This is a genomic window from Mameliella sp. CS4, assembly GCF_019392335.1.
In the GTDB taxonomy this organism is placed as follows: Bacteria; Pseudomonadota; Alphaproteobacteria; order Rhodobacterales; family Rhodobacteraceae; genus Antarctobacter.
Genome location: NZ_JAHXRQ010000013.1, coordinates 1 through 23901, shown reverse-complemented (window position 1 = coordinate 23901; position 23901 = coordinate 1). Strand labels below are relative to the sequence as shown.

The window sequence follows — 23901 nt, the reverse complement described above, 5'->3', positions numbered from 1 at the left end:
TCAGGCCGCCTCGGACCGCTTGTCAGCCTTTTCGCCGTAGAGCGCCGTCTTGAAGGGCGCCATGCCGAGACGGCGATAGGCCTGCAAGAAGGTCTCTTCGGCGCTGTCGCGGTGATCAAGGTAGGCGTCCACGATACGTTCGATGGCCGGAACGATGTCCTCCGCCGAAAAGCCGGGGCCGGTGCGGTCGCCCAGGGCGGCGGTTTCGGTGTGGTCGCCGCCCAGGGTGATCTGGTAGTTCTCCACCCCCGCGCGGTCCAGGCCAAGAATGCCGATATGGCCAACATGGTGATGCCCGCAGGCGTTGATGCAACCCGAGATCTTGATCTTCAGGTCGCCGATCTCATGCTCGATCTTCAGCTCGTCGAACCGCGTGGCAATTTCCTGCGCGATCGGGATCGAGCGCGCGGTGGCCAGGGCGCAATAGTCCATGCCAGGGCAGGCGATGATGTCCGAGACCAGCCCGATGTTGGCGGTGGCCAGCCCATGAGATTTCAGCCGCGCATGGATCACCGGCAGGTCGTCCTTGTGGACATGCGGCAGGATCACGTTCTGCTCATGACTGATGCGCAGCTCGTCGTGGCCGAATTCCTGCGCGATGTCGGCCATGACGCGCATCTGGTCCGCCGTGGCGTCGCCGGGCGTTTCGCCATGCGCCTTGAGGCTGATCTGCGCGATGGCATAGCCCTCGGCCTGATGGTCGGACAGGTTGGTATCGGCCCAGGCGCGGAACACCGGGTCATTGTCATAGGCGCGAGTGTAGGCCGAAACAGGGCGGTTCGTGAACGAAGGCGCCGTGAAGTGGGCCTTGATCGTTTCGAACAGGTCCAGATCGGCGCCGTTGAAGGCGGGTTTGGTCTCGGCAAAGCGGGCCTCGACAAGGCGGCGGATCTCGTCGATGCCGTGCTCGTGCACGGTGATCTTGATGCGCGCCTTGTACTTGTTGTCGCGGCGGCCCAGCAGGTTCCAGACCGAGACGATGGCCTCGACGTAAGGAAGCAGGTCTTCTTGCGGGACAAATTCGTTGATGACCTTGCCGATCATCGGCGTGCGGCCCAGCCCGCCGCCGACCAGAACTGCATAGCCGATCTCGCCCTCACGCTCGGTGATGCGGATCGCGACGTCATGCGCGGCGGTCACGGCCCGGTCGTTGGGCGATCCGGTGACGGCGATCTTGAACTTGCGCGGCAGGAACTGGAATTCCGGGTGGTCGGTCGACCACTGGCGCAGCAGTTCTGCCACCGGGCGCGGATCGGCGATCTCATCCGCGGCGGCACCGGCAAAGTGATCGGCGGTCACGTTGCGGATCGTGTTGCCAGAGGTCTGGATCGCGTGCATCTCAACCTCGGCCAGCGCGTCCAGCATGTCCGGCACGTCACGCAGTTGCGGCCAGTTGTACTGGATGTTCTGGCGCGTGGTGAAATGGCCATAGCCCTTGTCCCAGCGGTCCGCGATATAGGCCAGCTGGCGCATCTGGGCGCTGTTCAGCGTGCCATAGGGGATGGCGACGCGCAGCATATAGGCGTGCAGTTGCAGGTAGAGGCCGTTCATCAGGCGCAGCGGCTTGAACTCGTCCTCGGTCAGGCTGCCGTCGATGCGGCGTTCGACCTGGGCGCGGAACTGGCGGTTGCGTTCCGCCACGAATGCGGCGTCGAAGTCATTGTATGCGTACATCTGTCGTCTCCTTTGCGCCTTGGCGCGTGGGGTCGGAAAATCTTACAGCTCGGCCTGTTTGCCGTGCGCGTAGTTGGACGGGCCGGTGCGGCGGAAGGCCTCTCGAAAGTGCGTGGGCTCGGGACCGTTGGCGCCCGGTTCCATGTCGGCGAGGTAGACACCGACCACTTCGGCATGCCGCGCGCTGGCCTCGACCAGCCGCAGCTGGGCATGGGCCTCGTCGGTCAAGAGTTCGGCGTCGCGCAGGTCCACGCTCCAGCGGTTGTCGGCGGTCAGATAGACGACGTCGCCAGCGAGGAGGGCGTTTGCGGTGACGACTTTGGGTGTGAATTTGCGGGCCAAGGGGAAGCCTCCTGATCGAAGTTCGTGACGGGAAGGCCGTCGCGCGGGGCGAGGCCGTAGAGCATGAGGGCGGGGCCGTCGAAACCGGCCTCCGCGAGGTCGGTCGAGAGCCGGTCGAGCCTGGTGTCCAGCACCCGCTGGTCGGGGCGCGAGGCATTCTCGACCACGGTGACGGGAGTGTCGGGGGCTGCGCCGTGCATCATCAGGCGCCCTTGCAGGAAATGCGCGGCGCGCTTGCCCATGTAGATCGCGGCGACCTCGCCCGACTGTGCCAGGCTGCGCCAGTCGTGATCGGCAAAGCCCTGCATGTCGTGGCCGGTCATGACGCGAGCCGAGGCATTGCGCCCGCGTTTCGTGATCGACTGGCCGATGGCGGCGACGGCGGCAGAGGCCGCGGTGATGCCGGGCACCACATCATAAGAGAGGCCCGCAGCCAGAACCGCCTCGATTTCCTCGTCCAGACGCCCGAAGACGGTACAATCGCCGCCCTTGAGCCGCACCACCTGCGCGCCTTCCAGGCCGTGCTTGACGATCAACGCGTCGATGTCTTCCTGGCGGGTGGAGGGGCCGAACCCGGTCTTGCCCACGTCGATCATGGTGGCCTCGCGGCGGGCCAGTTCCAGGATCGGCTGCGGCACCAGCCGGTCGTGAATCACCACGTCGGCGGCATCCAGCGCCTTGCGCGCCTTCAGCGTCAGAAGGTCCGGGTCGCCGGGACCGGCGCCGACAAAAGAGATATGGCCGGGACGTTGTTCGCGCTCGAGGTGACGGGCGAGAAGGTCTTCCAGCGTCTGGTCAACCGCTTCCTCACCCTGGGTGATCGCGCGGGGGCCCGCGTTGAAATAGTAGTCCTGCCAAAAGTCGCGGCGCGCGCGGCCAAAGGGCAGGGCCTCTGCCATCTTGCGAAAACTCTTGCCGATGCGCGCCAGCCTGCCCAGCGTGGCGGGCAGGTGCTCTTCGAGGTCGGCCTTGATCGCGCGGGCCAGCACCGGGGCGGCGCCCTCGGTCCCGATGGCCACCGTCACCGGGTCGCGGTCCACGATGGCGGGGGTGATGAACTGGCTGTCCTGGAGGTTGTCGACAACGTTGACCAAGGCCCCTTCGGCCCGGGCCAGCGCGGCGGTGCGGGCGTCTTCGTCCGCGTCCTCGTTGGCGCCGTAGAACAGCACGGCGCAGACCGCGTCGCCCGGCTCCATCGCGCGGGGAACCAACGCCAGCGCGCCTTCGGCAGCCCAGGTGATGATCCGGCGGTCGGGGCGGGCGGCAAAAACGGTGATCCGCGCCTCGGTCTTGAGCAGCAGGCGCAGCTTGGCCAGAGCGGCATCGCCGCCACCGGAAACAACCACCCGCCGCCCGGCGAGATCGAGAAAGATCGGGAAGTGCTGCACTTCGGAACTCCTTGCGTCTTCCCCTTATATTAGGAAATTGTCCCCTGTTTTGCCTATGGGGCTGGGAAATTAAGAACACTTGTTCTAAAGGGGTGGCTGTGATGGATGGGAATTCCAAACTCTGCTGCAAGGGAGAACAGCCGTGAAGATCGACGAGACGGATCGGAAAATTCTTGCGGAACTGCAGCGCGATGCGGGGCAGTCGCTGGACGAAATCGCCAAGAAGGTGGGGTCGTCCAAGACCCCGGTCTGGAACCGGATTCGCAAACTGCGCGAGGGCGGTGTGCTGGGTCAGCAGACCGTCGTACTGGATGCAGAGAAGCTGGGGTTCGAGGCAACTTTCTTTGTCCTGATCCGCACGTCGGAGCATGAGGCGGACTGGCAGGCGAAGTTCCTCAAGGCGCTGCGCGAACGCCCCGAGGTGCAGGAGGCGCACCGGCTGGCGGGCGACATCGACTATATCCTGAAGGTGCGGGTGAAGAATGCCCGCGCCTATGACGTGTTCTACCAGGCGCTGATTTCAGAGGTGAAGGTGCACAACGTCACCGCGCTGTTGTCGATGGAAGAGATCAAGGCGACGACGGCGCTGCCCTTGTGAGTAGCGGCTGCGATGCGGTCGCGCCCTGGGCCTCTGATGTCCCGCTCAATGCGCGCTGACCCACAGGTGTTCCAGCCCGTGAAAGTGATAGAGGTTGGCATAGTTCGGTGGCTTTGACAGGCGCAGGGCGGGCAGGCGGTCAAAGAGGATCGGCAGGGCGATCTGCAGTTCCAGCCGGGCCAGCGGCGCGCCGACGCAGAAATGCAGACCGGCGCCGAAGCTGGTGTTGGCGCTGATCGGTCGCGCGGGATCAAAGCGCGCCGGGTCGGGCCAGACGCCGGGGTCGCGGTTGGCGGCCCCCAGCAACAGCGCAACCTGGTCGCCGCGCGCAAACCGATGCCCGAAAAGCTCTACCTCTTCATAGGCATAACGCGTGAACATGTGCAGCGGCGGGTCGAAGCGCAGGATTTCCTCGACACGCGTGTCGGCGGTGTCCGGCGTGATGCCAAGCCCGCGTTCCAGCAGGCACTTGATGCCGTTGCCCATCGTGTGAACTGTCGCCTCGTGGCCCGCGTTCAGCAGCAGGATGCAGGTGGTGATCAGCTCTTCGGTCGACAGCTTCTCGCCATCCTCCTCGGCGGCGATCAGATGCGTGATCAGGTCGTCGCCGGGCTGGCTGCGCCGGGTCTCGACATAGCCTTTGAGAAAGTCCGAGAATTCCTGCGCCGCGCGCGGCGCAGTGTCCTCGATCGCACGGTCGCGGCGAGCCTGGTACATGGCGACCATCGCGTTCGACCAGGCCAGCAACTGATCTGCATGGGACTCGGGCACGCCCAGCAGGCGGCAGATCACGATCACCGGCAGGGGCTGACAAAAGCCGGTCAACAGGTCGCAGTCACCCTCGGGCAGGCGGTCGATCAGGTCATGAGACAGCTGCGCGATCTCCGGCCCTAGCGCCTTGATCCGGCGCGAGGTGAAGGCACGCAGCACCAGGCCGCGCAACCGCGTGTGCCGGGGCGGTTCCAGCTCCAGCATGGAATGCGCCTCGATGGCATAAAAGGGCGCGAGGTGGGGCGGGATCGCGGGGGCCTGTTGGGGGGGGATCTCTCGCCCGAAACGGCGGTCGCGCAGAAGCGCGCTGACCGCCCGGTGCGAAACGGCACAGGGCATCGCGTAGTCTTCCCAATAGGCCAGGTCACCGGCGCCGCGGAGACGCTCGTAGAACGGGTAGGGGTCCTGGACGAATCCGGTTTCAGTCGGGTCTTGGGAAAATCGCTGCATGGCGGGATGCTTGGCCCGTCTTGGCAGCACTGGCAAGAGGGGTCTATGATCGCGGGCCATGAGAGACAGAGCCACAGCACGCGCGCCCATCGTCGGGCTCTTTCTGGCCGCGGTCGCGGGGCTGGGCTGGATCGTCTGGACCACCAGCTATGCCGAGGCCCTGCGCCAGGTCGAGTCGCAGGGCCGGTCGGACCTGAGACTGGCGGCCGACCGTCTGGTGACCGGGCTGCAACGCTATCGCTCGCTTGCGGTGTCGCTGGCCGATCATCCGGCGCTGACGGCGCTCCACGCCGGGGGTGACCGGGACGCGGCAAAGGCCGTGTTGTTGCGGAACCTGGATCAGACCGGGGCGCTCAACGCCTTTTATGCCGACCGCGAGGGGCGCGTTCTGGCCTCTGCCCAGGGCGAAGTTCCCGTTGACCTGGCGGCCCGACCCTGGTTCCTGCGGGCGGTTAACGGGGCCTTGGGGGCGGACCGGGGGATCAGTGCCGGCGCCGCACGGCGGGCCTATTTCCACGGCGTCCCGGCCTTTGGCCCGGATGGCAAGGTGCGCGGTGTGCTGGTCCTCGTGGCCGACATCGAGGCGCTGGAAAGGGAATGGAGCGGGTCGCGCCCCTCGGTCTTCTTTACCGATGCTCTGAACCAGGTGTTCGTCACCAACCGGTCGGAATTGCTGTTCTGGCAACGCACCGACACGGCGATGATCGGTCCCGGCGGGGATGTTGTCGGTGTCGATACGCGCATGGTTGGCGACCACGAGGTCTGGCATCAGCGTCTCAGCCCCTATGTCCCGCGTGCCGCCCTGCATCTGGTCCAGCCCCTGCCGGTGATCGGCCTGACGGGCGAGGCGCTGGTGGACGTGGGGCCGGCGCGCAGGCTGGCGTGGTTGCAGACCGCCGTTGTGGCAGTGCTTTGCCTCTTTTTTGGTTCGCTTCTGTTCCTGGCGACCGAGCGGCGGCGTGCGCTCAGCATCGCCAATGCGCGGCTGGAAGGAAGGGTCAAGGACCGCACAAGGTACCTGGAACAGGCCAACACCGCGCTGCGGCGCGAGGTGTTGGAACGCGAAGAGGCCGAGGCCGCCCTGCGTCAGGCGCAAGCGGAGTTGGTCGAGGCGGGCAAGCTGAGCGCGCTTGGCCAGATGTCGGCAGGCATCAGCCACGAGCTGAACCAGCCGCTGATGGCGATCCGTCAATTCGCCGAGAACGGCGCCGCCTTCTTGGACAAGGGCAAGCCGGAAAAGGCGCGGGCCAACCTCGATCGGATCGCCGGTCTGGCGGCGCGGGCGGCTCGGATCATCAAGAACCTGCGCGCCTTCGCCCGCAACGAGTCCGAGCCGATGGGCAAGGTCGACGTGGTGGCGGTGCTGAACTCGGCGGTGGAAATGACGGAGGCGCGGTTGAAATCCGATGGCGTGACACTGCACTGGAGCCCGGCATCCTGGCCCGCGCCGATCTGGGTCATGGGCGGCGAGGTGCGGCTGGGGCAGGTTTTCGTCAACCTCATCAACAATGCCGCCGATGCCATGTCGGGGCAGCAAGTCAAGGTGATCGAGATCACGCTGGTGCCGGGCGACCGGCTGGAGGTGCGGGTGCAGGACAGCGGGCCGGGCATTGCCGATCCCGACAAGGTGTTCGAGCCTTTCTACTCGACCAAGCAGGTGGGAGACGGCATGGGATTGGGCCTGTCGATTTCCTACGGGCTGGTGCAGAGTTTTGGCGGCCGCATCCGCGGCACCAATACCGAAACCGGGGCGCTGTTCTCTGTCGAACTGGATTACTGGCGGGCGGAGATGGCCGCGTGAGGACGTTGGACGACGCTTGTCCCGTCCTGCGGACGGAACCTCGCCCCGCCCACCGTCCCTTTGGAGGTCGGACATGATGATCAGCCGCGTTCTGCTGGTCGACGACGACGCCTCGGTGCGAGAGGCGCTGGGGCAGTCGCTGGACCTGGCGGATTTCGACACCCTGACGGCGGGGTCCTTTGTCGAGGCCAAGGACCTGATCCGGCCCGATTTCGAGGGGGTGATCGTCTCGGACATCCGGATGCCCGGGCGGGACGGGTTTCACCTGTTGGATTATGCCCGCCAGCAGGACCCGGAACTGCCGGTGATCCTTCTGACCGGCGAGGGCGACATTCCGATGGCGGTCCGGGCGATGTCGCAGGGGGCCTTCGACTTTCTGGAAAAGCCCTGCGGCCCCGCGGATTTCACCGCCGTCGTCCACCGCGCGCTGAAGACGCGCGGCCTGGTGCTGGAAAACCGGCGGCTGAAGGCGCAACTGGAAACCGGCGACCCGGCCGCGCGGTTGATCTTTGGCATATCGCCCGCGGCGGAGCGCCTGCGCGCCCGAGTCCGCATCGCGGCGCGGGCCGGGACAGAGGCGCTGGTGACAGGCGCGCCGGGGACCGGCATTTCCAAGGTGGCCGAGGTTATTCACCTGGCCTCGCCCCGTGCCAAGGCGCCGTTCCAGAAACGCGCCGCCGCCGGGTTGGACCGGGCCGAGCTGCAGGCGCTCTGGCAAAGCTGCGCGGGCGGGTCGCTGTTTCTCGACGGAATCGGCGCGCTCAGCCAGGACACGCAGCTGGCCCTGATCGACCTCATGGAACAGGGCGACGCGGTCCTGATCGGGGGCAGCACGCAGGACCTGGCTGAGGCAGCGGAACGCGGCGAGATGTCCAGCGACCTCTACTACCGGCTGGAGGTCTGCCAGGTGCGCATCCCCTCGCTGGCGGAACGCCCCGAGGACATTCCGGTCCTGTTCCGCCATTATGTCGCCCAGGCCGCCGAACAGGCCGGCCTTGCGCCGCCGGAGATCACCGAGGACCTGATATCCAGCCTGATGGCGCAGGACTGGCCGGGCAACGCACGCGCCCTGATGAGCACGGCGATGCGCTTTGTGCTGGGGCTGGGCGACGTGGCCGCGCCGGAAGGCGGCCTGGGGCTGGCCGAGCGTATGGCGCAGGTCGAGAGGTCGCTCTTGATCGAGGCGCTGCGCAAGAACGAGGGGCAGGCGCGGCTGGCCGCCGAGGCGCTGAAACTGCCGCGCAAGACCTTTTACGACAAGCTGGCCAAATACGGGCTGAAGCCCGAGGCCTACCGGGGCTGACGGCGCGCCGCGCCGGCCCTAAAGGGGATTCGCGAACCGCCTGCTTTCTGTGCGGATTTCCGCACAGTGAGCGGAAACAGCTGTGCGGAGAATCGCACGCACTGCGATGGGTTCGGCGTGGATCACCCTGGCGTTTCCGTGCATGGCATTGATACTGTTAAAGAAAATTGGAATGACAGACTTTTCGATCACGCCCACTTGATCCGATTCGGAACAGGCGGCTTTCTATGTGGCATCCGGCTCCTCGAGGAGGGGGGCCGCGAAACTCAAAACCGTATCTGGGAGGATACCCATGAAAAAGTTTCTGATGACCGCCGCGGCGGCCGCTCTTGTCGTGACCGGTGCCACCGGCGCCCAGGCTGCCTGCGACGAGGGTGAGCTTGTCATCAAGTTCAGCCACGTCACCAACACCGACCGTCACCCCAAGGGCATCGCAGCCACCCTGCTGGCCGAGCGGGTGAACGCCGAGATGGACGGCAAGGCCTGCATGGAGGTCTTCCCGAACTCGACCCTCTACAACGATGACCAGGTGCTTGAGGCGATGCTGCAGGGCGACGTCCAGCTGGCCGCGCCTTCGCTGTCGAAGTTCGAACAGTTCACCAAGCAGTTCCGCATCTTCGACCTGCCGTTCATGTTCAACGACATCAATGCGGTCAACGCCTTCCAGCAGTCCGACACCGGTCAGGAAATGAAGGAATCGATGACCCGCCGCGGCCTGCTGGGCCTGGCCTTCTGGCACAACGGCATGAAGCAGATGTCGGCCAACAAGCCGCTCGTCAATCCCGGTGACGCCAAAGGCCTGAAATTCCGTGTACAGAACTCGGAAGTGCTCAAGGCGCAGATGGCGGCCCTGGGTGGCAGCCCGCAGCCGATGGCCTTTTCCGAGGTTTACGGCGCGCTGCAGACCGGCGTTGTCGACGGTCAGGAAAACACCTGGTCCAACATCTACGGCCAGAAGTTCTTTGAGGTGCAGGACGGCATCACCGAGACCAACCACGGCGTGATCGACTATATGGTCGTGACCAACGTGGACTGGTGGGAAGGTCTGGACGCAGACCTGCGTGATCAACTGGCGACCATCATCGCCGAAGTGACCGAGACCCGCAACGCGGAGAGCTTCAAGGTCAACCAGCAGGCCAAGCAGGCGATCATCGACGCGGGCGGCACCGTGCGCGAACTGACCGCCGAGCAGCGTGCGGCCTGGGTCGATACGATGAAGCCGGTCTGGGAAGAGTTCGTGAAGGACGTGGGCCAGGCCAACATCGACGCAGCACAGGCGATCAACAACAACATGTAATGGCCTGAGCGCCGAACGCCCGGCCCCCGTGACGTGATGGGGGCCGGGTTTTTTGTACCCGATTCAGGGGCAAGGAGGGGACCATGTCAGCTCATAATCCGCCGAACGGGATGTTCGGACGTTTCATCGACGAACTGGAAGAGACGGTGATCGCTCTCATCCTGGGCGCGATGACGATCATTACCTTCATCAACGTCGTGCTGCGCTATGGCGTGAACAGCCAATTCGGCCGCTGGCTGGAAGGCCTGCTGGGACTGGACTTGCCCGGTGGCCTGATCTGGGGGCTCGAGGCGACCTCGTTCCTCTTTGCCTGGCTGGTGCTTTTCGGGATCAGCTACGCGGTCAAGAAGACCGCCAACCTGGGCGTGGACGCGGTGCTGAACATTGTGTCCACCCCGGTTCGCAGGGCCCTGACCCTGATCGCCGCGGCGGTCTGCATCGGCTATGCCTTCCTGCTGCTGAAAGGCGCCTGGGACTACTGGGCCAATTTCGCCAACCTGCCGCAGACCACGGGCCGCTGGTTTCCCACGGGTTTCGAGGAAATGGGCCGCACGTCCTACCGCAGCTGGTACGAGGTGATCGATATCCCGATGCCCGAGTGGCTGCGCTTTATCGAGCCCTGGATCAACGAGGGCGAAGCCTATGAAAAGATCCCGCGCTTCATCCCCTACGTCATTCTGCCCTTCGGCGCGCTCTTGCTGCTGGTCCGGTTCGTGCAGGCCACCGTTCGCATCTGGCGCGGCCAGTCCGAGAGCCTGATCGTCAGCCATGAAGCCGAAGACGCGGTCGAAGACGTCGCGCATATGAACAAGGACTGATCCGATGGATGTTGTCATTCTCTTTGGCATGGTGATCGGCCTGATGCTGATCGGTGTGCCGATCGCTGTCTCGCTCGGGTTTTCCTCGATCGTCTTCCTGCTGGTGCTCAGCGACACCTCGCTTGCCTCTATCGCGCAAAGCTTTTTCCAGGCGATGGCAGGGCACTATACGCTGCTGGCGATCCCCTTCTTCATCCTGGCGTCCAGCTTTATGTCGACGGGCGGCGTAGCACAGCGGATCATCCGCTTTTCCATCGCCTGCGTCGGCCACCTGCCGGGCGGACTGGCCATCGCGGGTGTCTTTGCCTGCATGCTGTTTGCCGCGCTGTCGGGGTCCTCGCCCGCGACCGTGGTCGCCATCGGGTCCATCGTGATCGCCGGCATGCGCCAGGTGGGCTATTCCAAGGACTTCGCCGCCGGTGTCATCGCCAACGCGGGCACGCTGGGCATCCTGATCCCGCCGTCGATTGTCATGGTCGTCTATGCCTCGGCCACCGATGTCTCGGTCGGGCGGATGTTCCTGGCCGGTGTCATTCCGGGCCTCATGGCGGGCACCATGCTGATGGCCACGATCCTGATCATCGCCATCATGCGTGACCTGCCCAAGGGCGAATGGAAAGGCTGGGGCGAAGTGGCCGAGGCCGGGGGCGATGCGCTCTGGGGTCTTTTGCTGATCGTCATCATCCTGGGCGGCATCTATGGCGGTATCTTCACCCCGACAGAGGCGGCGGCGGTCGCGGCGGTCTATGCCTTTATCATCGCCACCTTCGTCTATCGGGACATGGGGCCCCTGGCGAACAAGGAGGGCGGGCCGAACACGCCCCTGCTCCGCAAGCCCATCGCCCTGATCACCGCCTTCTTCCACAAGGACACCAAGGACACGCTGTTCGAGGCGGGCAAGCTGACGGTCACGCTGATGTTCATCATCGCCAACGCGCTGATCCTGAAGCACGTCCTGACCGACGAGCAGATCCCGCAGCAGATCGCGGCGGCCATGCTGGACGCAGGCTTCGGCCCGATCATGTTCCTGGTGATCGTCAACGTAATCCTGCTGATCGGTGGCCAGTTCATGGAGCCCTCGGGCCTGCTGGTGATCGTCGCGCCGCTGGTTTTCCCGATTGCGCTGCAACTGGGGATCGACCCGATCCACCTGGGCATCATCATGGTGGTGAACATGGAAATCGGGATGATCACCCCTCCCGTTGGTCTGAACCTCTTCGTGACCTCCGGCGTGGCGGGCATGCCGATGATGCGGGTCGTCAAGGCCGCGCTGCCCTTCCTGGCCGTGCTCTTCGTCTTCCTGATCATGGTGACCTACATCCCGATCATCTCGACGGTGTTGCCGGACAACGTGATGGGGCCGCAGATCAACTGCGAGGGGGCACCGCCCACCAACCAGCTTGAGGCCGCCTTCTGCGAGGCGCGCACCGCAGAATAAGGAAAAGGGCCGGGAAACCGGCCCTTTTTTCTTGTCCCGGTTATGGGAGTCTTGCGCCTCAGGCCTCCATCGGGGCGGCGTTCAGGGCCTCGATGATGGGCAGGAAATCCGCCGCCTTGAGGCTGGCGCCGCCGACCAGCGCGCCGTCGACATTGGGCACGGCAAAGATTTCTGCCGCGTTGCCCGGTTTGACCGAGCCGCCGTAGAGCAGGCGGGTCGAACGCCCCACACCTGCACCAAAACGCCGTTCAAGGCGGGCGCGGATAAATCCGTGGACCTCTCCGATCTGTTCCACCGTCGGCACCTTGCCGGTGCCGATGGCCCAGACAGGCTCATAGGCGACGACCAGGCGGTGCGCGGTGGCCCCGTCGGGGATGGAAGCGGCCAGCTGCCCGCCGATGATGTCCAGCGTGTTGTTGGCGTCGCGCTGGTCCAGGGTTTCGCCAACACAGACCACGGCGGTCAGGTTCGCGTCCCAGGCGGCGCGGGTCTTTTCCCGGATCATTGCATCATCCTCGCCATGATCTGCGCGGCGCTCGGAATGGCCCAGGATGACATAGCTTGCGCCGGCATCCGCCAGCATAGGCGCCGAGATGTCACCGGTATGGGCGCCCGAGGGCGCAGGGTGGCAATCCTGACCGCCGATGGCGATGTCTGTCACGGCCCGAGCCGCCGCCGCGATCAGTGTGGCGGGCGGGCAGACCAGGATTTCAGCCGCGCCCTCCGCAGCAGGACCCATCGCCGCCAGTTCGTCCAGCGCGGCGCGCGTTCCGTTCATCTTCCAGTTGCCCGCGGCCAGTTTGCGTCGCATATGCCTCTCCTTCTTGCGGGGCCAAGTGTCACCGGGCGCGGCGCGACGTCAAGCCCGCTTGCGGCGCGCGCGACCTCGTGACAAGGGGGCGGCCAAAAGGAGAGGCTGATGATCCCCAGACTGGATGCGGCGAAGATCGCGGCGCGCGACGCCGAAACGCTGGCGGCGCTCAAGATCGGCGCCGAGGAAAGCGGCTTTCTGACCGTGTTCAACACCGGTATCTCGCCGGCGCGGATGCGCTTTGTTCTGGCGGCCTACCGGGCCTTTTTCGATCTGCCCGAGGCAGAGAAACGGGCGGTGGACATGGCGGCCACCGGGTCGAACCGCGGCTGGGGCGCGTCGCAGAGCGAGCAGGTCGACCCCGAGGCCAACCCGGACTACAAGCAGGTCTTCGACTGTGGCTTCGAGGCGCCGGAAACGGGGCTGTCGGTCTACGCGGCGAACCTCTGGCCGGAGCATCCGGAGGGGTTCCGGCAGGTGATCGAGGCCTATTACCGCGATGCGATGGCGGTGGCGATGGACCTGCTGCGCGGGATCGCCGAGGCAATCGGAGAGGACCGGGGATTTTTCGACGACAAGTTCGCGCGTCCGATGGCCTTGCTTCGGGGCAACTATTATCCGCCGCGCCCCGGTTGGGCGGGGGAGAAGGATTTCGGCATCGGGGCGCATACGGACTATGGCTGTCTGACCCTGCTGGGGACCGACGGGGTGCCAGGGCTGGAGGTGCTGACACCCGAAGACGACTGGCTGCCGGTGCGGGCCGATCCGGGCGCGTTCATCATCAACTTTGGCGAGATGCTGGAGATCTGGACCGGCGGGCGGGTCAAGGCGACGTTGCACCGAGTGCGGGGAACGGCGGAGGAGCGGATTTCGGTGCCGCTGTTCTTTAACCCCGATCGGGAAACGAACGTGGCGCCGATCGGTTCGGAAGAAGTTGTCTCGGCGGGGGACCACTTGGAGAGGCGTTTCAACGAAACCTACCTGCATTTGAAGACCGGCTGACGGGGGCGGCGGGACGGGACTGTTTGCGGCATGCGCCACAAAGACGCCCGCCCGCCGACCCTTTGGAACAGGCTGCGCCTGTTTTGGCTTCGGGAGTCACCAAGGAACAGTCTGGTTTGGTGTGTTGACGTGGGGCGCTCAGAGGTGGCGCAATGCGTCGCGGGCGAGGGCGACGGCCTCTTCGGGATCATCGAGGGCGGCACCGGGCAGGGTCCAATAGGGCATGGCCGCGCTTTGGCCCGTCTTGCGGGTATAAGTCCAGCGGACGCTGCCCATCTCTTCGAGCCTGTCGATGAAGGCGCCCGCACCCTTGAGGTAGATACCGCCCTCGGGGTGCAGGATCGCGAAGATCGTGCCCTCGTGGTAAAGGCACAGGCCACCCATCATGCGGCGGGTGGTGATGTCTCCGAGGCCGGAAAAGAGATCGCGGGCAAAGGCGATCTCTTCGGCGGAGACGCTCACCCCTGGCTGCCCTGTTCCGCCGAGAGTTCCTCGACGTCCTTGAACTTGATGGATTCGCCGCATCCGCAGGCGTCCACCACGTTCGGGTTGCGGAACTTGAAGCCGGACTCGAGCAGCGATGTCTCGTAGTCGATTTCCGTACCGAAGAGGAACATCTGCGCCATCGGCGCGATAAGGACACGTGCGCCGTCCTGTTCCACGACCTCGTCATTGGCCTCGGAACCGTCGACGTAATCCATCGTGTATTCCATGCCCGCGCAGCCGCCTTTCTTGACGCCGATGCGCAGGGCGTAGCGGCCGTCCCGCTCCATCAGCTTGCGGATCTGCGCCACGGCGGCGGGGGTGATCGTCACGGGGGACTGACCGGGTATGCCAAACATGTGTGAAACCTCACTTTCACACACAGACTTAAGGGAGCGGGGGCGTCTACTCAAGGGGAAGGCGGCGCGCGGTGTTGTCGCCGGGCGTTTCAGAAGGGGGATCGGGATTGAGATGGAACGTTTTTTCGGGATGATGGCCTTTGACCCCGGCCATGATTTCGGGTGGGGCGGTCATTGCCGATGAGTCGCAGGTCGATGTCTGTGCGGTCTTATTCGGGTGGCGGCAGTCCTGTATCGATGTTTTCGACGCGGATATGATGCTGAAGGAGTGTCGGCGGGTGCTCTGCCCCGAGGCGGTGGCCGCCTGGCAGGCCGAGGTGGCGGGGATGACGGCCACGCGCGCCGAGGAGATTGCGGCATTTTTCAATGCGTTCGTCGGCGTGGGGTCGCTGCTCTTGTCGCCTCATCGCATGCGGATCGTCACCAGGCGTCTTGTGCCGGATCCGATGGCTTGTCTGCGCAACATCGTCCTTGTGGAAATCGTGAGGTATCCTGGGGCTGCACTGGCCGGGGGCCTGACGCCGACCTGCGTGGTCCCGTCGACCTGGAATTCTGCGGTGGCTTACGGCGGCCCAAAGGTACAGTCTGACCGAATTGTCTAGCCTGCCGGTTCCGGCTGATGGTCCGGGCGCAGGGCGGGCAGGGCGGTCAGGACCGAGAGCAGCGCCAGCCCCCAGAGCAGCCAGATCAGGCGCGTCGGGTCGGGTGTTGTCCCCAGCAATGCGCCGGACACCGAGGTCATGGCCGCGCCGCAGCCGACGGTCACGGCCCCGGACAGGCCTGCCGCGCTGCCAGCGAGGTCGGGGCGCACCGACATGGCTCCGGCCATGCCCGCCGGTGTGCTGAGCCCGTTGGCCACGCCGATCACGGGCATCAGCAGGAAAAAGCTCAAGGCGCTGCCAGGGCCCAGGGTCCAGAGCAGCAGGGCCAGGCCGAGGCCCAGCACCGAGACCAGCCGCCCGGCAAGAACCATCAGTGGCGGAGCCACGCGGGTGCCCAGGCGGCGCGAGAGATACGAGCCGATGACAAAGCCGACCGGGGGCAAGCCGATCAGCGCCCCAACCGTGCTTTCGGAAACGTCGAAATAGGCCGCTCCCAACAGGGGCGTCCCGGCGAGGAAGGCAAAGAAGATGCCCATGCCCAGACCCATCGAGACCGTGTAGGACCAAAAGCGCAGGTCCGTCAGCAGGGCCGGATAGGCGCGGAAATGGGCGGCAAAACCCTGTCCCCGGCGGGGATTGGTTTCGCCCACGTCCACCCAGCAGAGCCAGAGAAGTGCCGTGCCCAGGCCGGTGAAGGCCCAGAGCGTTGACCGCCAGCCCAGGGCCTGGTCCATCACGCCGCCGACCACGGGGGCGATCATCGGCCCCAGGGCGATGGCCATGCCGATGCTGCCCAGCCGGCTGGTGGCCTCGCCGGGGGGCGAGGTGTCGCGCACGATGGCGCGCGACAGGACATTGCCCGCGATCACGGCGCTCTGCAGCACGCGAAAAACCATGAAGCTGGTGAAATCCGGGGCCAGGGCCGTGCCGAGAGAGGCACAGGTGAACAGGGTCAGCGACCACAGCAGCACCGGGCGCCGCCCGTAGAGATCCGACAAGGGGCCGATGACCAGCTGCAGCGCTGCGGTGATCAGCATGAAAAGCGAGATCGCAAGGCTGGCCGTTCCATAGGAGATGGAAAAGCTGCGGGCCATGTTCGCCAGCGAGGGCAGGAACATGTTGACCGAGACGATGCCCAGCACTGTCATCAGGACAAGCGTGACCAGGCTGGGCGGAGAGGCAGGAGGCTGTCGCATGGGGGGCAATCAATTGGTGTCCCCGCGATACCCGTTTTTCCTGCCGGGTGACAGGGCCGATCTGGAGGATCTGCCCGGAGGCGCGAAGAGGCGCGAAAGCGTGAAAGGGCCGCCCGAAGGCGGCCCCGACGCAGGTCCTGTTCCCGAGGCGAGCGGCTCAGAGGCCCATGCAGTTCGCATAGAACGTGGTGGTGGCGGGCCAGTCCGAAAACACGCCTTTGACGCCGACCTGCTGGGCCAGAACGTCCAGCAACTCGAAATAGTCGCCGTCGCGGTCGGTGGCATCCTTGACCGACTGGAAGTACCAGCCGCCGCCCGAGGTAAGCGGGCCGGAGCGTTCCAGCGACCAGGTGATGATGTTCAGACCGGCGGCATTGGCCTCTTTGGCATAGGTCGAGGGCACCATCGCGCCGGTGTCGTCCAGCGTCACCAGCATCCACAGCGGCGGCGCGATGTAGTTGACGCCCATCTCTTTCAGTTCGGCCATCGTCGGCTTGAAGGTCGTGGCGTCCATCGGGTCGATCAGGCCTTCGTCCTCGTCCGAGGCTTCGTAGCGGTCATCGAGATAGACCGCCTGAGCGCCGAACTCGGGTTCGTTCTCGATCCAGTAGAGCACGTCCGACAGGTTGAACGACTGGGCCCAGACGCGCGACGGGTCGATGCCGGCGGCCTTGTATTCGTCGATCATCTTTTGTGCGTAGGCTTCCTGGGTGAAGCCGTTGAAGGGCATCTCGACCGAGGGGGACTTCAGCTCGGGGGTGAAATCGGCGCCGAGGCTGTCGAACAGCGCGATCGACTCGGCGTGGGTCATCAGGGTCGCGCCGTTGGCATAAAGATCGGTGCGCCAGTTGGCGGTGCCGCCCAGGTAGGCTTTGGCCGTGGTGGCAGACGCATCGGCGGAATCCATCTTGGGCGCGAGGGTCTTGAACTCTGCCAGGGTCAGGTCCGAGGTCCGGCATTCGGCGCTGGCCTTGGCATCGCCAGAGGCCGGGGCAAAGGGCGTGGTGCACTTGGACGCCAGCGGGCCTGCGACGATGTCGGTGGTGGTGTGCAGGTCGTTCTGGGCGTGGCGGCAGACCAGTTCCAGATCGGCTGTGAAGGTCACGTCACATTCCAGGATGCCGGCGCCCATGCCCGCAGCGGCGCGGTTCGATTCAACCGTATGCTCGGGGAACATCAGCGGCGCGCCACGGTGGCCGACCGAGAAATGCGTACGCGTGGGTGTGTTGCCCAGGCAGGACTGCAGCTTGTCCTTGAGCGCACCGTCTTCCATCCGCGACACCAGGTAGGCGGGGCGGACACCATAGGTGAGATCGGCGTCATAGGACTGGGCATGGCTTTCGGCCAGGACAGGGCCGGCCAGGGCGGCGCAGGCGAGGGCGAGTGTGAACGTCTTCATGAATAAGGACCTCCTGTTGAGAGGCTCTTCTCATCGGGGCGCAGGGTAACGGGCGCGTGACGGGTATGACAAACTTCGGTAACGGTCTGTCAGAGCTTGTCAGGGCTGGGCGATCTGCATCAGGACCAAAGTGCCATAGCTGGCGCCAAGCGCCCAGGCGAAGGAGGCCAGCGTGCCGATGATCACGTATTCGCTGGCGCGGTGATCCTCCTTGGCGGTGTCGAAGCGCAGCACCGATTTGGCGGCGATCAGGAACCCGATGCCGGTGGGCTCCCCGATGGTGACAAAGAGAAAGATCAGCGCCCGTTCCAGCTGGCCGATCAGGCGACCGGCCTCTGGCAGGCCTTTCAGAGGCACCTCGAACCGGGCGGTCAGCATCCCCACGACATAGCCGCCCGCAAGGACCGTGCTGATCAGCCCGGCGAGGAAGATCGCGGGCGCGACCAGATGCGGTAACCAGGGCGCCCAGAGCCCCTGTGACGCGGCAGCGGGCCACCACAGTGCGGCGGCCAGCAGGGTGAGCAGATGCGCGCCCTGATCCAACAGAAAGGCGCCCAGCGTGTCGCGCCAGCGGGCGGGGGACCATGCCTTGACCGCGTCGATGGCGAAATGCGCCAGGGCCACCATCAGCGCAACGACCCAAGCGCCGCCAAGCGCGCCCCAACTGAGGACAAAAACCACGCCGACATGCAGCAGCAGCACCGCGAGGTTGCGCTTGCGGTCGACCATCCAGCGGGTCTGAAAAACGAAATCGGCCAGGACATGCGCCAGGAACAGCGCGGCAAAGCTCTGCGCGGCTTGCGGATCGAGAGGGGGCAGCATGGGGGGCATCACAGGGCGTCCCGGATCGTGTCGATGCGGCTTTCGTAGACCCTAAGGGTTTCCTGCAGCGCGTCGAGGGCCGTGCCGGACAGGCGGCTTTGGACCGCCTGCCGGGTCACGCCGACTTTCTGTGCGATCTCTTCCTGGGTTAGGGTCTGGATGCGGAGCGCCTCGAACAGGGCCTGTCCCTGCGTGCGGTTCCAGCCCTGTGCCTCACGATCCACAAAGAGCATGAGAGCGCCAAGCGCGTCGCCCAGGGCGCCGGGAATTGGGGGCAGGGCCAGATGCGTGCCGCGCGCCAATCCTGCCAGCACGTCGCCCGCCATGTGGAAGGCCGCGCCGGAGGCGGCGGCGAGGTTGCCGTCATCGGGGATGTGGGCCAGGCCGACGCCGATGCCGATCCGGGTGGCCAGCGACCCGGCGGCGGCAAGCGCGGCCTGGATACGCAGCGCGGCCCGCAAGCCGTACTGCCCCATTGGCAGGACAAGCTGCCAACCGTCGCCGCGATGGCGTTGAAAGACGGGTTTCGTGTCCAGATCCTCGCCGATGTCGCGGCTGGCGCGGTCCAGTACCTGCATCGCCTCGTCCAGGGCTTCGGCCCCATGCCTGCGTGAGGCGACAAGATCGCCGGTCAGAACGCTGGCAAAGTCATGGGCGAGAGCCTGGGTCATAGGCAAAATTAAACCCTTGCATCGGAAAAATGCAAGGGTTTTAATTTGCTTCCTGGATGAGCCAGAAGATAGTCCTGCGTTACATGAACCCCAGCTCAAGCCGCGCTTCGTCCGACATCATCTCCATCCCCCAGGGCGGTTCCCAGGTCAGATCGACGTCGACCTGCTTTACGCCGGGCAGCGGTTCGATCGCTTCGGCAACCCAGCCCGGCATCTCACCCGCGACGGGACAGCCCGGCGCGGTCAGGGTCATGATGATGCTGACTTCGTTCTGGTCGTTGATGTCGACGGTATAGACCAACCCCAAGTCGTAGATATTGACCGGGATTTCAGGGTCATAGACCGAACGGCATGCCTCGACCACCGTGTCATAAAGAGGGTGATCGGTGCTTGAGGGCGCGATCAGCGGGGCGCCCTCCATCTGCGTGTTCTGCTCGGTCATTGCGGTCCTCGTGTCCGAATAGCTGAGCAATTATATAGGAAATGTAGGGGGCGCGGTAAAGAGCACGGAGCGGCATTCCCTCGAAAGATCCTCGGGCGCTTGCATCGCGTCGTTTTCTGCCGGGGTGGGCCAAGACGGAGGTCCGCCGTGGCCCTGATCGGCTGTCGCGAAGAAATGAACAATTCAAGACATCTCTATCGTGACAAGTTCACAGAGTTTACAATACAACTTTGAGATGTTTTATTTGGAGGTGCGAGACAGGCAGTTCGCCCACGACTCTCATCCCGCTGCAATCCCGCAGCAATGAAGACACGACCCTGGATCGGCTTGGACTGGTGAGAAAAAACCTCACAATCTCAACATTGGCGTCTGTTCTGGCATTTCAGCAGGACAGGGGCGCGCTTCAGCGAACCAACCTGAGAAAATCGGACCAATCCGACCGTCTCCAATGGTCGTTGGGGTACGGTTGGTGGATTATCCCGGGGGCGTTGCTGGGGCTGGTCTTTTGGATCGTGATCATCTGGTGGATTGTTGGGCTTTTCTTCCCGAACTGACCGGACCTGACCCGCCCCCCTGCCGGTTCAGCTGTCGTCTTCCTTGCTGATGCGTTTGACCGGGGCCGGGCGGACCTTGGATTCCAGGTGCTCATACAGCTTTTCGGCCACGTTCTTCTTGGTCGCCGTCTCGATCCCCTCAAGGCCGGGGCTGGAGTTGACCTCGAGCACTTTGGGGCCCGCCTCTGACCGCAGCAGGTCCACCCCTGCCAGGTTCAGGCGAAAGGCGCGGGCGGCGCGCAGGGCGGTCTCGCGCTCTTCCTTGGTGATGCGGACCACCGTCGCCTGACCGCCGCGATGCAGGTTCGAGCGGAAATCGCCCTCGGCCCCGGTGCGTTTCATCGCGGCCACGACCTTGCCGCCAACGACCAGACAGCGAATGTCTTCTCCGGCGGCCTCCTTGACGAAATCCTGCACCAGGAAATTCGCCTTGAGCCCGCGGAAGGCGTCGATGACGGATTCCGCCGCTTTCTTGGTCTCGGCCAGCACAACGCCCTTACCTTGGGTCGATTCCAGAAGCTTGACGATCAGGGGCGCGGTGCCCACCAGCCGCATCAGGCTTTGCGTGTCCTTGGGTGAGGCAGCAAAGGCGGTGTTGGGCATGCCGATCTTGTGCCGCGCCATGAGCTGATGCGCATAGAGCTTGTCACGCGAGGCGGTGATGCCTTCGGAGCCGTTGACGCAAAAGGTGCCGATGGTCTCGAACTGGCGGATCACGGCGGTGCCATAGGAGGTGACGCTGGCGCCGATGCGCGGGATCACGGCGTCGTAACGGGGCAGGCGTTTGCCGTCGTAATGCACCTCTGGCGACAGCGCGTTGATCGCCATGTAGCAGCGCGTGGTGTCGATCACCTCGACAGTGTGGCCGCGCTTTTCGCCCTCTTCGACAAGCCGGCGGGTGGAGTAATTGTCCTCGCGGCTCAGCACAGCGATCCGCAGCGACCGGTTCGGCGCCGCCTGGCGGACGCGTGCGGTGGTGTAGACATCATAGCTGAGCTTGGGCTGTTGGAAACGGTCGGTGGCCACGATTGTGATGTGATCCTTGAGTGCTTCTCGGCCTAGCAACATGCGCGAGGCCATCGTCGAGCGGTCGGTCAATGTCATCTCGATCCGCCAGCTTTCGTCGCCCACGCGGATGGTGGAGGCAATGACATAGCGGGATTCGGATTCGCCGTTCGACGAGGTGACGGTACGGCGATCGACGATCCGGGCCGAACAGGGGATCACCAGGTCGTCCCGTCCGGGTACCGGGTGAACGGTGAACCGAACCTTGGGCGCCGAGGCCGGGCCGAATGTTTCGATGTCGAAGGCATGCAACGCCGAGGTGCGGGCCCCGGTATCCACCTTTGCCCGAAGGGCGGGAAGGCCGAGATCGGGCAACGAAACCCATTCCTCCCAGCCAAATCGGATCATTCCGGGCAGTGGTTCAAGGCTATCGTCCATGCGGCCCTCCCTTCAGAGCCTTTACAGCCCTAGCAAGGCCAGCGCCGCACAGCAAGGCGCAGGCTGGGGGGAAGAGGATAACGCGGCGGGATCGTGTTTTGTGCAAAAATGCACAAAAGGACGTAATTCGTCGGTATATCGTTCAGGATTTGCGGGCCTATATTGCAAGAGGTCAGACAGGAGGACATGAGATGAGCTGGAATCCCGCCCTTGATCCGCAATGCCCCACCGGCGATGCCGTGGACAGTATCGACACAGTCATCATCCCCCGTGCCCGCGATCTGGGCGGGTTCGAGGTGCGGCGCGCCTTGCCCGCGCCGCGTCGGCAGATGGTGGGGCCTTTCATCTTTTTCGACCAGATGGGCCCGGCAGAGTTCCTGCCCACCCAGGGATTGGACGTGCGTCCTCATCCGCATATCGGGTTGGCGACGATCAGCTATCTTTACCGGGGAAGGATGCACCACCGCGACTCTCTGGGCACGGACAAGTGGATCGAGCCGGGGGCGGTCAACTGGATGGTGGCCGGGCAGGGGATCACCCATTCGGAACGCACCGATGATGCCACCCAGGCCGGGCCGATGCCGTTTTTCGGCATCCAGACCTGGGTCGCCCTGCCCAAGGACCAGGAGGACAGCGCGCCTGACTTTATCCATGCGCCGGCGGATGCGCTGCCCGTGCTGGACGGCGAGGGCAAACAGGTGCGGCTGATCCTCGGGAATGCCTGGGGAGAGCGCGCGCCCGTGCGGACACCCTCCGAGATGTTCTATGCCGATGCGGTGCTGCAGCCGGGGGCGTCTCTGCCGCTGCCCGATGAGCACGAGGACCGTGGCGTCTATGTCGTCGAGGGCGCCATCGAGGTTGCGGGCACGCGCTATGAGGCCGGGCAGATGATGGTGTTTCGTCCCGGCGACAGGGTGTCCCTTCGGGCGGGGGCTGCGGGTGCGCGCCTGATGCTGCTGGGCGGCGCCACGCTGGAGGGCAGCCGTTACATCTGGTGGAACTTCGTCGCCTCCTCGCGTGAGCGCATCGAAGAGGCCAAGGATGCCTGGCGCCGGGGCGACTGGGAACATGGACGATTTCAGCTGCCGCCCGGGGACGACCAGGAGTATATTCCCCTGCCAGAGCGGTAAGCTGACCCGGCGGACCGGTTCAGCCGGCCGAGGCGGTCCGGACGAAGTTCCGGCTCTGCCAGAGCGGCCAGCCCATCATCTGGCTCATGGTGCCCAGCTTGATTCCACGGGCCGTCAGCCCGTCCAGGGTCCGCGGCATCGCGTGGACCGTGCCGTGCTGGATGTCATGGGTCAGGATGATGGCGCCCGGACGCGAATGCGACAGGATTCGGCTGGCCACAACGCTGGCACCCGGGCGACGCCAGTCCTGAGGGTCCACCGACCACAGGATCGTGGGCAGCTTGCGGGTGTTGTGAAGCATCACGCGCTGGCGCTGGGTAAAGGCGCCGTAGGGCGGGCGGAACGTGACCGGCGGGCGGCCCGTCACCTTGAAGATCGCGTCAGAGGTCCGGTCGATCTGGCTGAGCACGCCCGCGTTCGAATAGCCGGCCAGATTTGGGTGCGACCAGCTGTGGTTGCCGATCTCATGTCCCTCGTCTGCAATGCGCTTGACAATATCGGGCCATGTCACCACTCTCCGACCTATAAGGTAAAACGTGGCACGTAGACCACGGGCTTTGAGGATATCCAGGAGCAGTGGGGTCAGGGTCGGATGCGGCCCGTCATCGAACGTCATTGCAACAACTGGTGAGGATGTGTTCACGGCTGTGACCGTGATCGGATCCGTTTTTGTCACGTCCCCAGGCAGGGCAATGTCGGGGGCCGCCCAGAGTGTGTCGGGGCGAAAAAGGGCAACAGCAGCAGTGCCGGCGGACAGGAATGCCCGGCGAGAAAATTCAGACATGATACGACCTTGGCTAGGCTTGGGGCGTGCAGACCCTATGACAAAGCCGGGCGATCCGTGGAATCGCAAGGTGAATTGACATTGGCGTGAAACACGGCTGCTAACCCGTGACCAATGCGCCACTTTAGATTCTCCGGGCCGGATGAAAAAATGCGCGAATTCGGGGGTCGAAACCGCTTGACGGGGCAGGGGGCTGCGCATAGAAGGCCTCTCACGCCACGGCCAAGCGGTCACGGCGGCAGTCAAGCGGTTGTAGCTCAGTTGGTTAGAGTACCGGCCTGTCACGCCGGGGGTCGCGGGTTCGAGCCCCGTCAACCGCGCCA

Annotated in this window: 23 protein-coding genes and 1 tRNA gene; 10 read left to right on the top strand and 14 right to left on the bottom strand. The window is 64.8% G+C overall.

The window, feature by feature from the left end; all coding sequences use genetic code 11:
- From KZZ07_RS15775 to cysG, 3 genes are read right to left on the bottom strand one after another with little or no spacing between them, the layout of a single operon-like run.
- A complete protein-coding gene (locus tag KZZ07_RS15775; protein WP_219515630.1) occupies positions 1-1674 on the bottom strand; it encodes a nitrite/sulfite reductase in 1674 nt (557 codons plus the stop codon).
- Positions 1675-1716: 42 nt separating this feature from the next.
- Positions 1717-2016, bottom strand: a complete 300-nt coding sequence (locus KZZ07_RS15770; protein ID WP_219515629.1) for a DUF2849 domain-containing protein — start codon at positions 2014-2016, stop codon at positions 1717-1719.
- Positions 1947-3404 (bottom strand): siroheme synthase CysG, encoded by a 1458-nt coding sequence (gene cysG / locus KZZ07_RS15765; protein WP_219515627.1) that lies wholly within the window; start codon positions 3402-3404, stop codon positions 1947-1949. Before cysG ends, KZZ07_RS15770 begins: the two co-directional genes overlap by 70 nt.
- A 142-nt stretch (positions 3405-3546) precedes the next feature.
- Here cysG and KZZ07_RS15760 point away from each other — a divergent pair, with 142 nt between their 5' ends.
- A complete protein-coding gene (locus tag KZZ07_RS15760; protein ID WP_219515625.1) occupies positions 3547-4002 on the top strand; it encodes an Lrp/AsnC family transcriptional regulator in 456 nt (151 codons plus the stop codon).
- 45 nt (positions 4003-4047) lie between these two features.
- Here KZZ07_RS15760 and KZZ07_RS15755 read toward each other — a convergent pair whose 3' ends face one another.
- Complete coding sequence (locus KZZ07_RS15755; protein WP_219515622.1) at positions 4048-5223, bottom strand: cytochrome P450; 1176 nt, start codon at positions 5221-5223, stop codon at positions 4048-4050.
- 58 nt (positions 5224-5281) lie between these two features.
- On the opposite strand from KZZ07_RS15755, the gene KZZ07_RS15750 reads away from it, so the two are divergent.
- From KZZ07_RS15750 to KZZ07_RS15730, 5 genes are all read left to right on the top strand, one after another.
- On the top strand, positions 5282-7024 hold the full coding sequence (locus KZZ07_RS15750) for a sensor histidine kinase (RefSeq protein WP_219515621.1): 1743 nt from the start codon (positions 5282-5284) through the stop codon (positions 7022-7024).
- Between the two features lie 76 nt (positions 7025-7100).
- Positions 7101-8327 (top strand): sigma-54-dependent transcriptional regulator, encoded by a 1227-nt coding sequence (locus KZZ07_RS15745; RefSeq protein ID WP_219515842.1) that lies wholly within the window; start codon positions 7101-7103, stop codon positions 8325-8327.
- Positions 8328-8619: 292 nt separating this feature from the next.
- Entirely contained in the window at positions 8620-9624 is a 1005-nt protein-coding gene (locus tag KZZ07_RS15740) for a DctP family TRAP transporter solute-binding subunit (protein ID WP_219515619.1), read from the top strand.
- A gap of 83 nt (positions 9625-9707) precedes the next feature.
- Positions 9708-10442: a TRAP transporter small permease gene (locus KZZ07_RS15735; RefSeq protein WP_219515617.1), complete on the top strand. Its 735-nt coding sequence runs from the start codon at positions 9708-9710 to the stop codon at positions 10440-10442.
- 4 nt (positions 10443-10446) lie between these two features.
- A complete protein-coding gene (locus tag KZZ07_RS15730; RefSeq protein WP_219515615.1) occupies positions 10447-11880 on the top strand; it encodes a TRAP transporter large permease in 1434 nt (477 codons plus the stop codon).
- A gap of 58 nt (positions 11881-11938) precedes the next feature.
- Here the strand turns inward: KZZ07_RS15730 and tpiA are convergent, their stop codons facing one another.
- Entirely contained in the window at positions 11939-12691 is a 753-nt protein-coding gene (gene tpiA, locus KZZ07_RS15725) for a triose-phosphate isomerase (protein WP_219515613.1), read from the bottom strand.
- Between the two features lie 108 nt (positions 12692-12799).
- Between tpiA and KZZ07_RS15720 the strand changes: the two genes are divergently transcribed.
- Positions 12800-13693: an isopenicillin N synthase family dioxygenase gene (locus KZZ07_RS15720; protein WP_219515611.1), complete on the top strand. Its 894-nt coding sequence runs from the start codon at positions 12800-12802 to the stop codon at positions 13691-13693.
- A 138-nt stretch (positions 13694-13831) separates the two neighbouring features.
- Here KZZ07_RS15720 and KZZ07_RS15715 read toward each other — a convergent pair whose 3' ends face one another.
- A complete protein-coding gene (locus KZZ07_RS15715; RefSeq protein WP_219515609.1) occupies positions 13832-14155 on the bottom strand; it encodes a TfoX/Sxy family protein in 324 nt (107 codons plus the stop codon).
- Positions 14152-14535 carry a HesB/IscA family protein gene (locus KZZ07_RS15710; RefSeq protein ID WP_219515607.1) on the bottom strand — a complete coding sequence of 128 codons (384 nt, stop codon included), beginning with the start codon at positions 14533-14535 and terminating at the stop codon, positions 14152-14154. Before KZZ07_RS15710 ends, KZZ07_RS15715 begins: the two co-directional genes overlap by 4 nt.
- A gap of 140 nt (positions 14536-14675) precedes the next feature.
- On the opposite strand from KZZ07_RS15710, the gene KZZ07_RS15705 reads away from it, so the two are divergent.
- Positions 14676-15137, top strand: a complete 462-nt coding sequence (locus tag KZZ07_RS15705; RefSeq protein ID WP_219515604.1) for a hypothetical protein — start codon at positions 14676-14678, stop codon at positions 15135-15137.
- On the opposite strand, the gene KZZ07_RS15700 is transcribed toward KZZ07_RS15705, so the two are convergent.
- The 6 genes from KZZ07_RS15700 to rimK form a co-directional block, all read right to left on the bottom strand.
- The gene (locus KZZ07_RS15700) at positions 15134-16333 is read right to left on the bottom strand and encodes a multidrug effflux MFS transporter (protein WP_219515602.1); all 1200 of its coding nucleotides are present in this window, start codon (positions 16331-16333) and stop codon (positions 15134-15136) included. The two genes, KZZ07_RS15705 and KZZ07_RS15700, sit on opposite strands and share 4 nt — an antisense overlap.
- A gap of 157 nt (positions 16334-16490) precedes the next feature.
- Positions 16491-17732 (bottom strand): glycerophosphodiester phosphodiesterase family protein, encoded by a 1242-nt coding sequence (locus KZZ07_RS15695; RefSeq protein WP_219515599.1) that lies wholly within the window; start codon positions 17730-17732, stop codon positions 16491-16493.
- A gap of 99 nt (positions 17733-17831) precedes the next feature.
- Entirely contained in the window at positions 17832-18554 is a 723-nt protein-coding gene (locus KZZ07_RS15690; protein WP_219515597.1) for a DUF3307 domain-containing protein, read from the bottom strand.
- A gap of 8 nt (positions 18555-18562) precedes the next feature.
- The gene (locus KZZ07_RS15685; protein ID WP_219515595.1) at positions 18563-19225 is read right to left on the bottom strand and encodes a hypothetical protein; all 663 of its coding nucleotides are present in this window, start codon (positions 19223-19225) and stop codon (positions 18563-18565) included.
- A gap of 79 nt (positions 19226-19304) precedes the next feature.
- Positions 19305-19667 (bottom strand): SUF system Fe-S cluster assembly protein, encoded by a 363-nt coding sequence (locus KZZ07_RS15680; protein WP_219515594.1) that lies wholly within the window; start codon positions 19665-19667, stop codon positions 19305-19307.
- A gap of 581 nt (positions 19668-20248) precedes the next feature.
- Positions 20249-21664: a 30S ribosomal protein S6--L-glutamate ligase gene (gene rimK / locus KZZ07_RS15675; RefSeq protein WP_255564384.1), complete on the bottom strand. Its 1416-nt coding sequence runs from the start codon at positions 21662-21664 to the stop codon at positions 20249-20251.
- Between the two features lie 191 nt (positions 21665-21855).
- On the opposite strand from rimK, the gene KZZ07_RS15670 reads away from it, so the two are divergent.
- Positions 21856-22794, top strand: a complete 939-nt coding sequence (locus KZZ07_RS15670; protein WP_219515592.1) for a pirin family protein — start codon at positions 21856-21858, stop codon at positions 22792-22794.
- A 19-nt stretch (positions 22795-22813) separates the two neighbouring features.
- Here the strand turns inward: KZZ07_RS15670 and KZZ07_RS15665 are convergent, their stop codons facing one another.
- Positions 22814-23578, bottom strand: coding sequence for a polysaccharide deacetylase family protein (locus tag KZZ07_RS15665; RefSeq protein WP_255564383.1), 765 nt, complete (start codon positions 23576-23578; stop codon positions 22814-22816).
- Positions 23579-23824: 246 nt separating this feature from the next.
- Here KZZ07_RS15665 and KZZ07_RS15660 point away from each other — a divergent pair.
- Positions 23825-23901 (top strand) — tRNA-Asp (locus tag KZZ07_RS15660).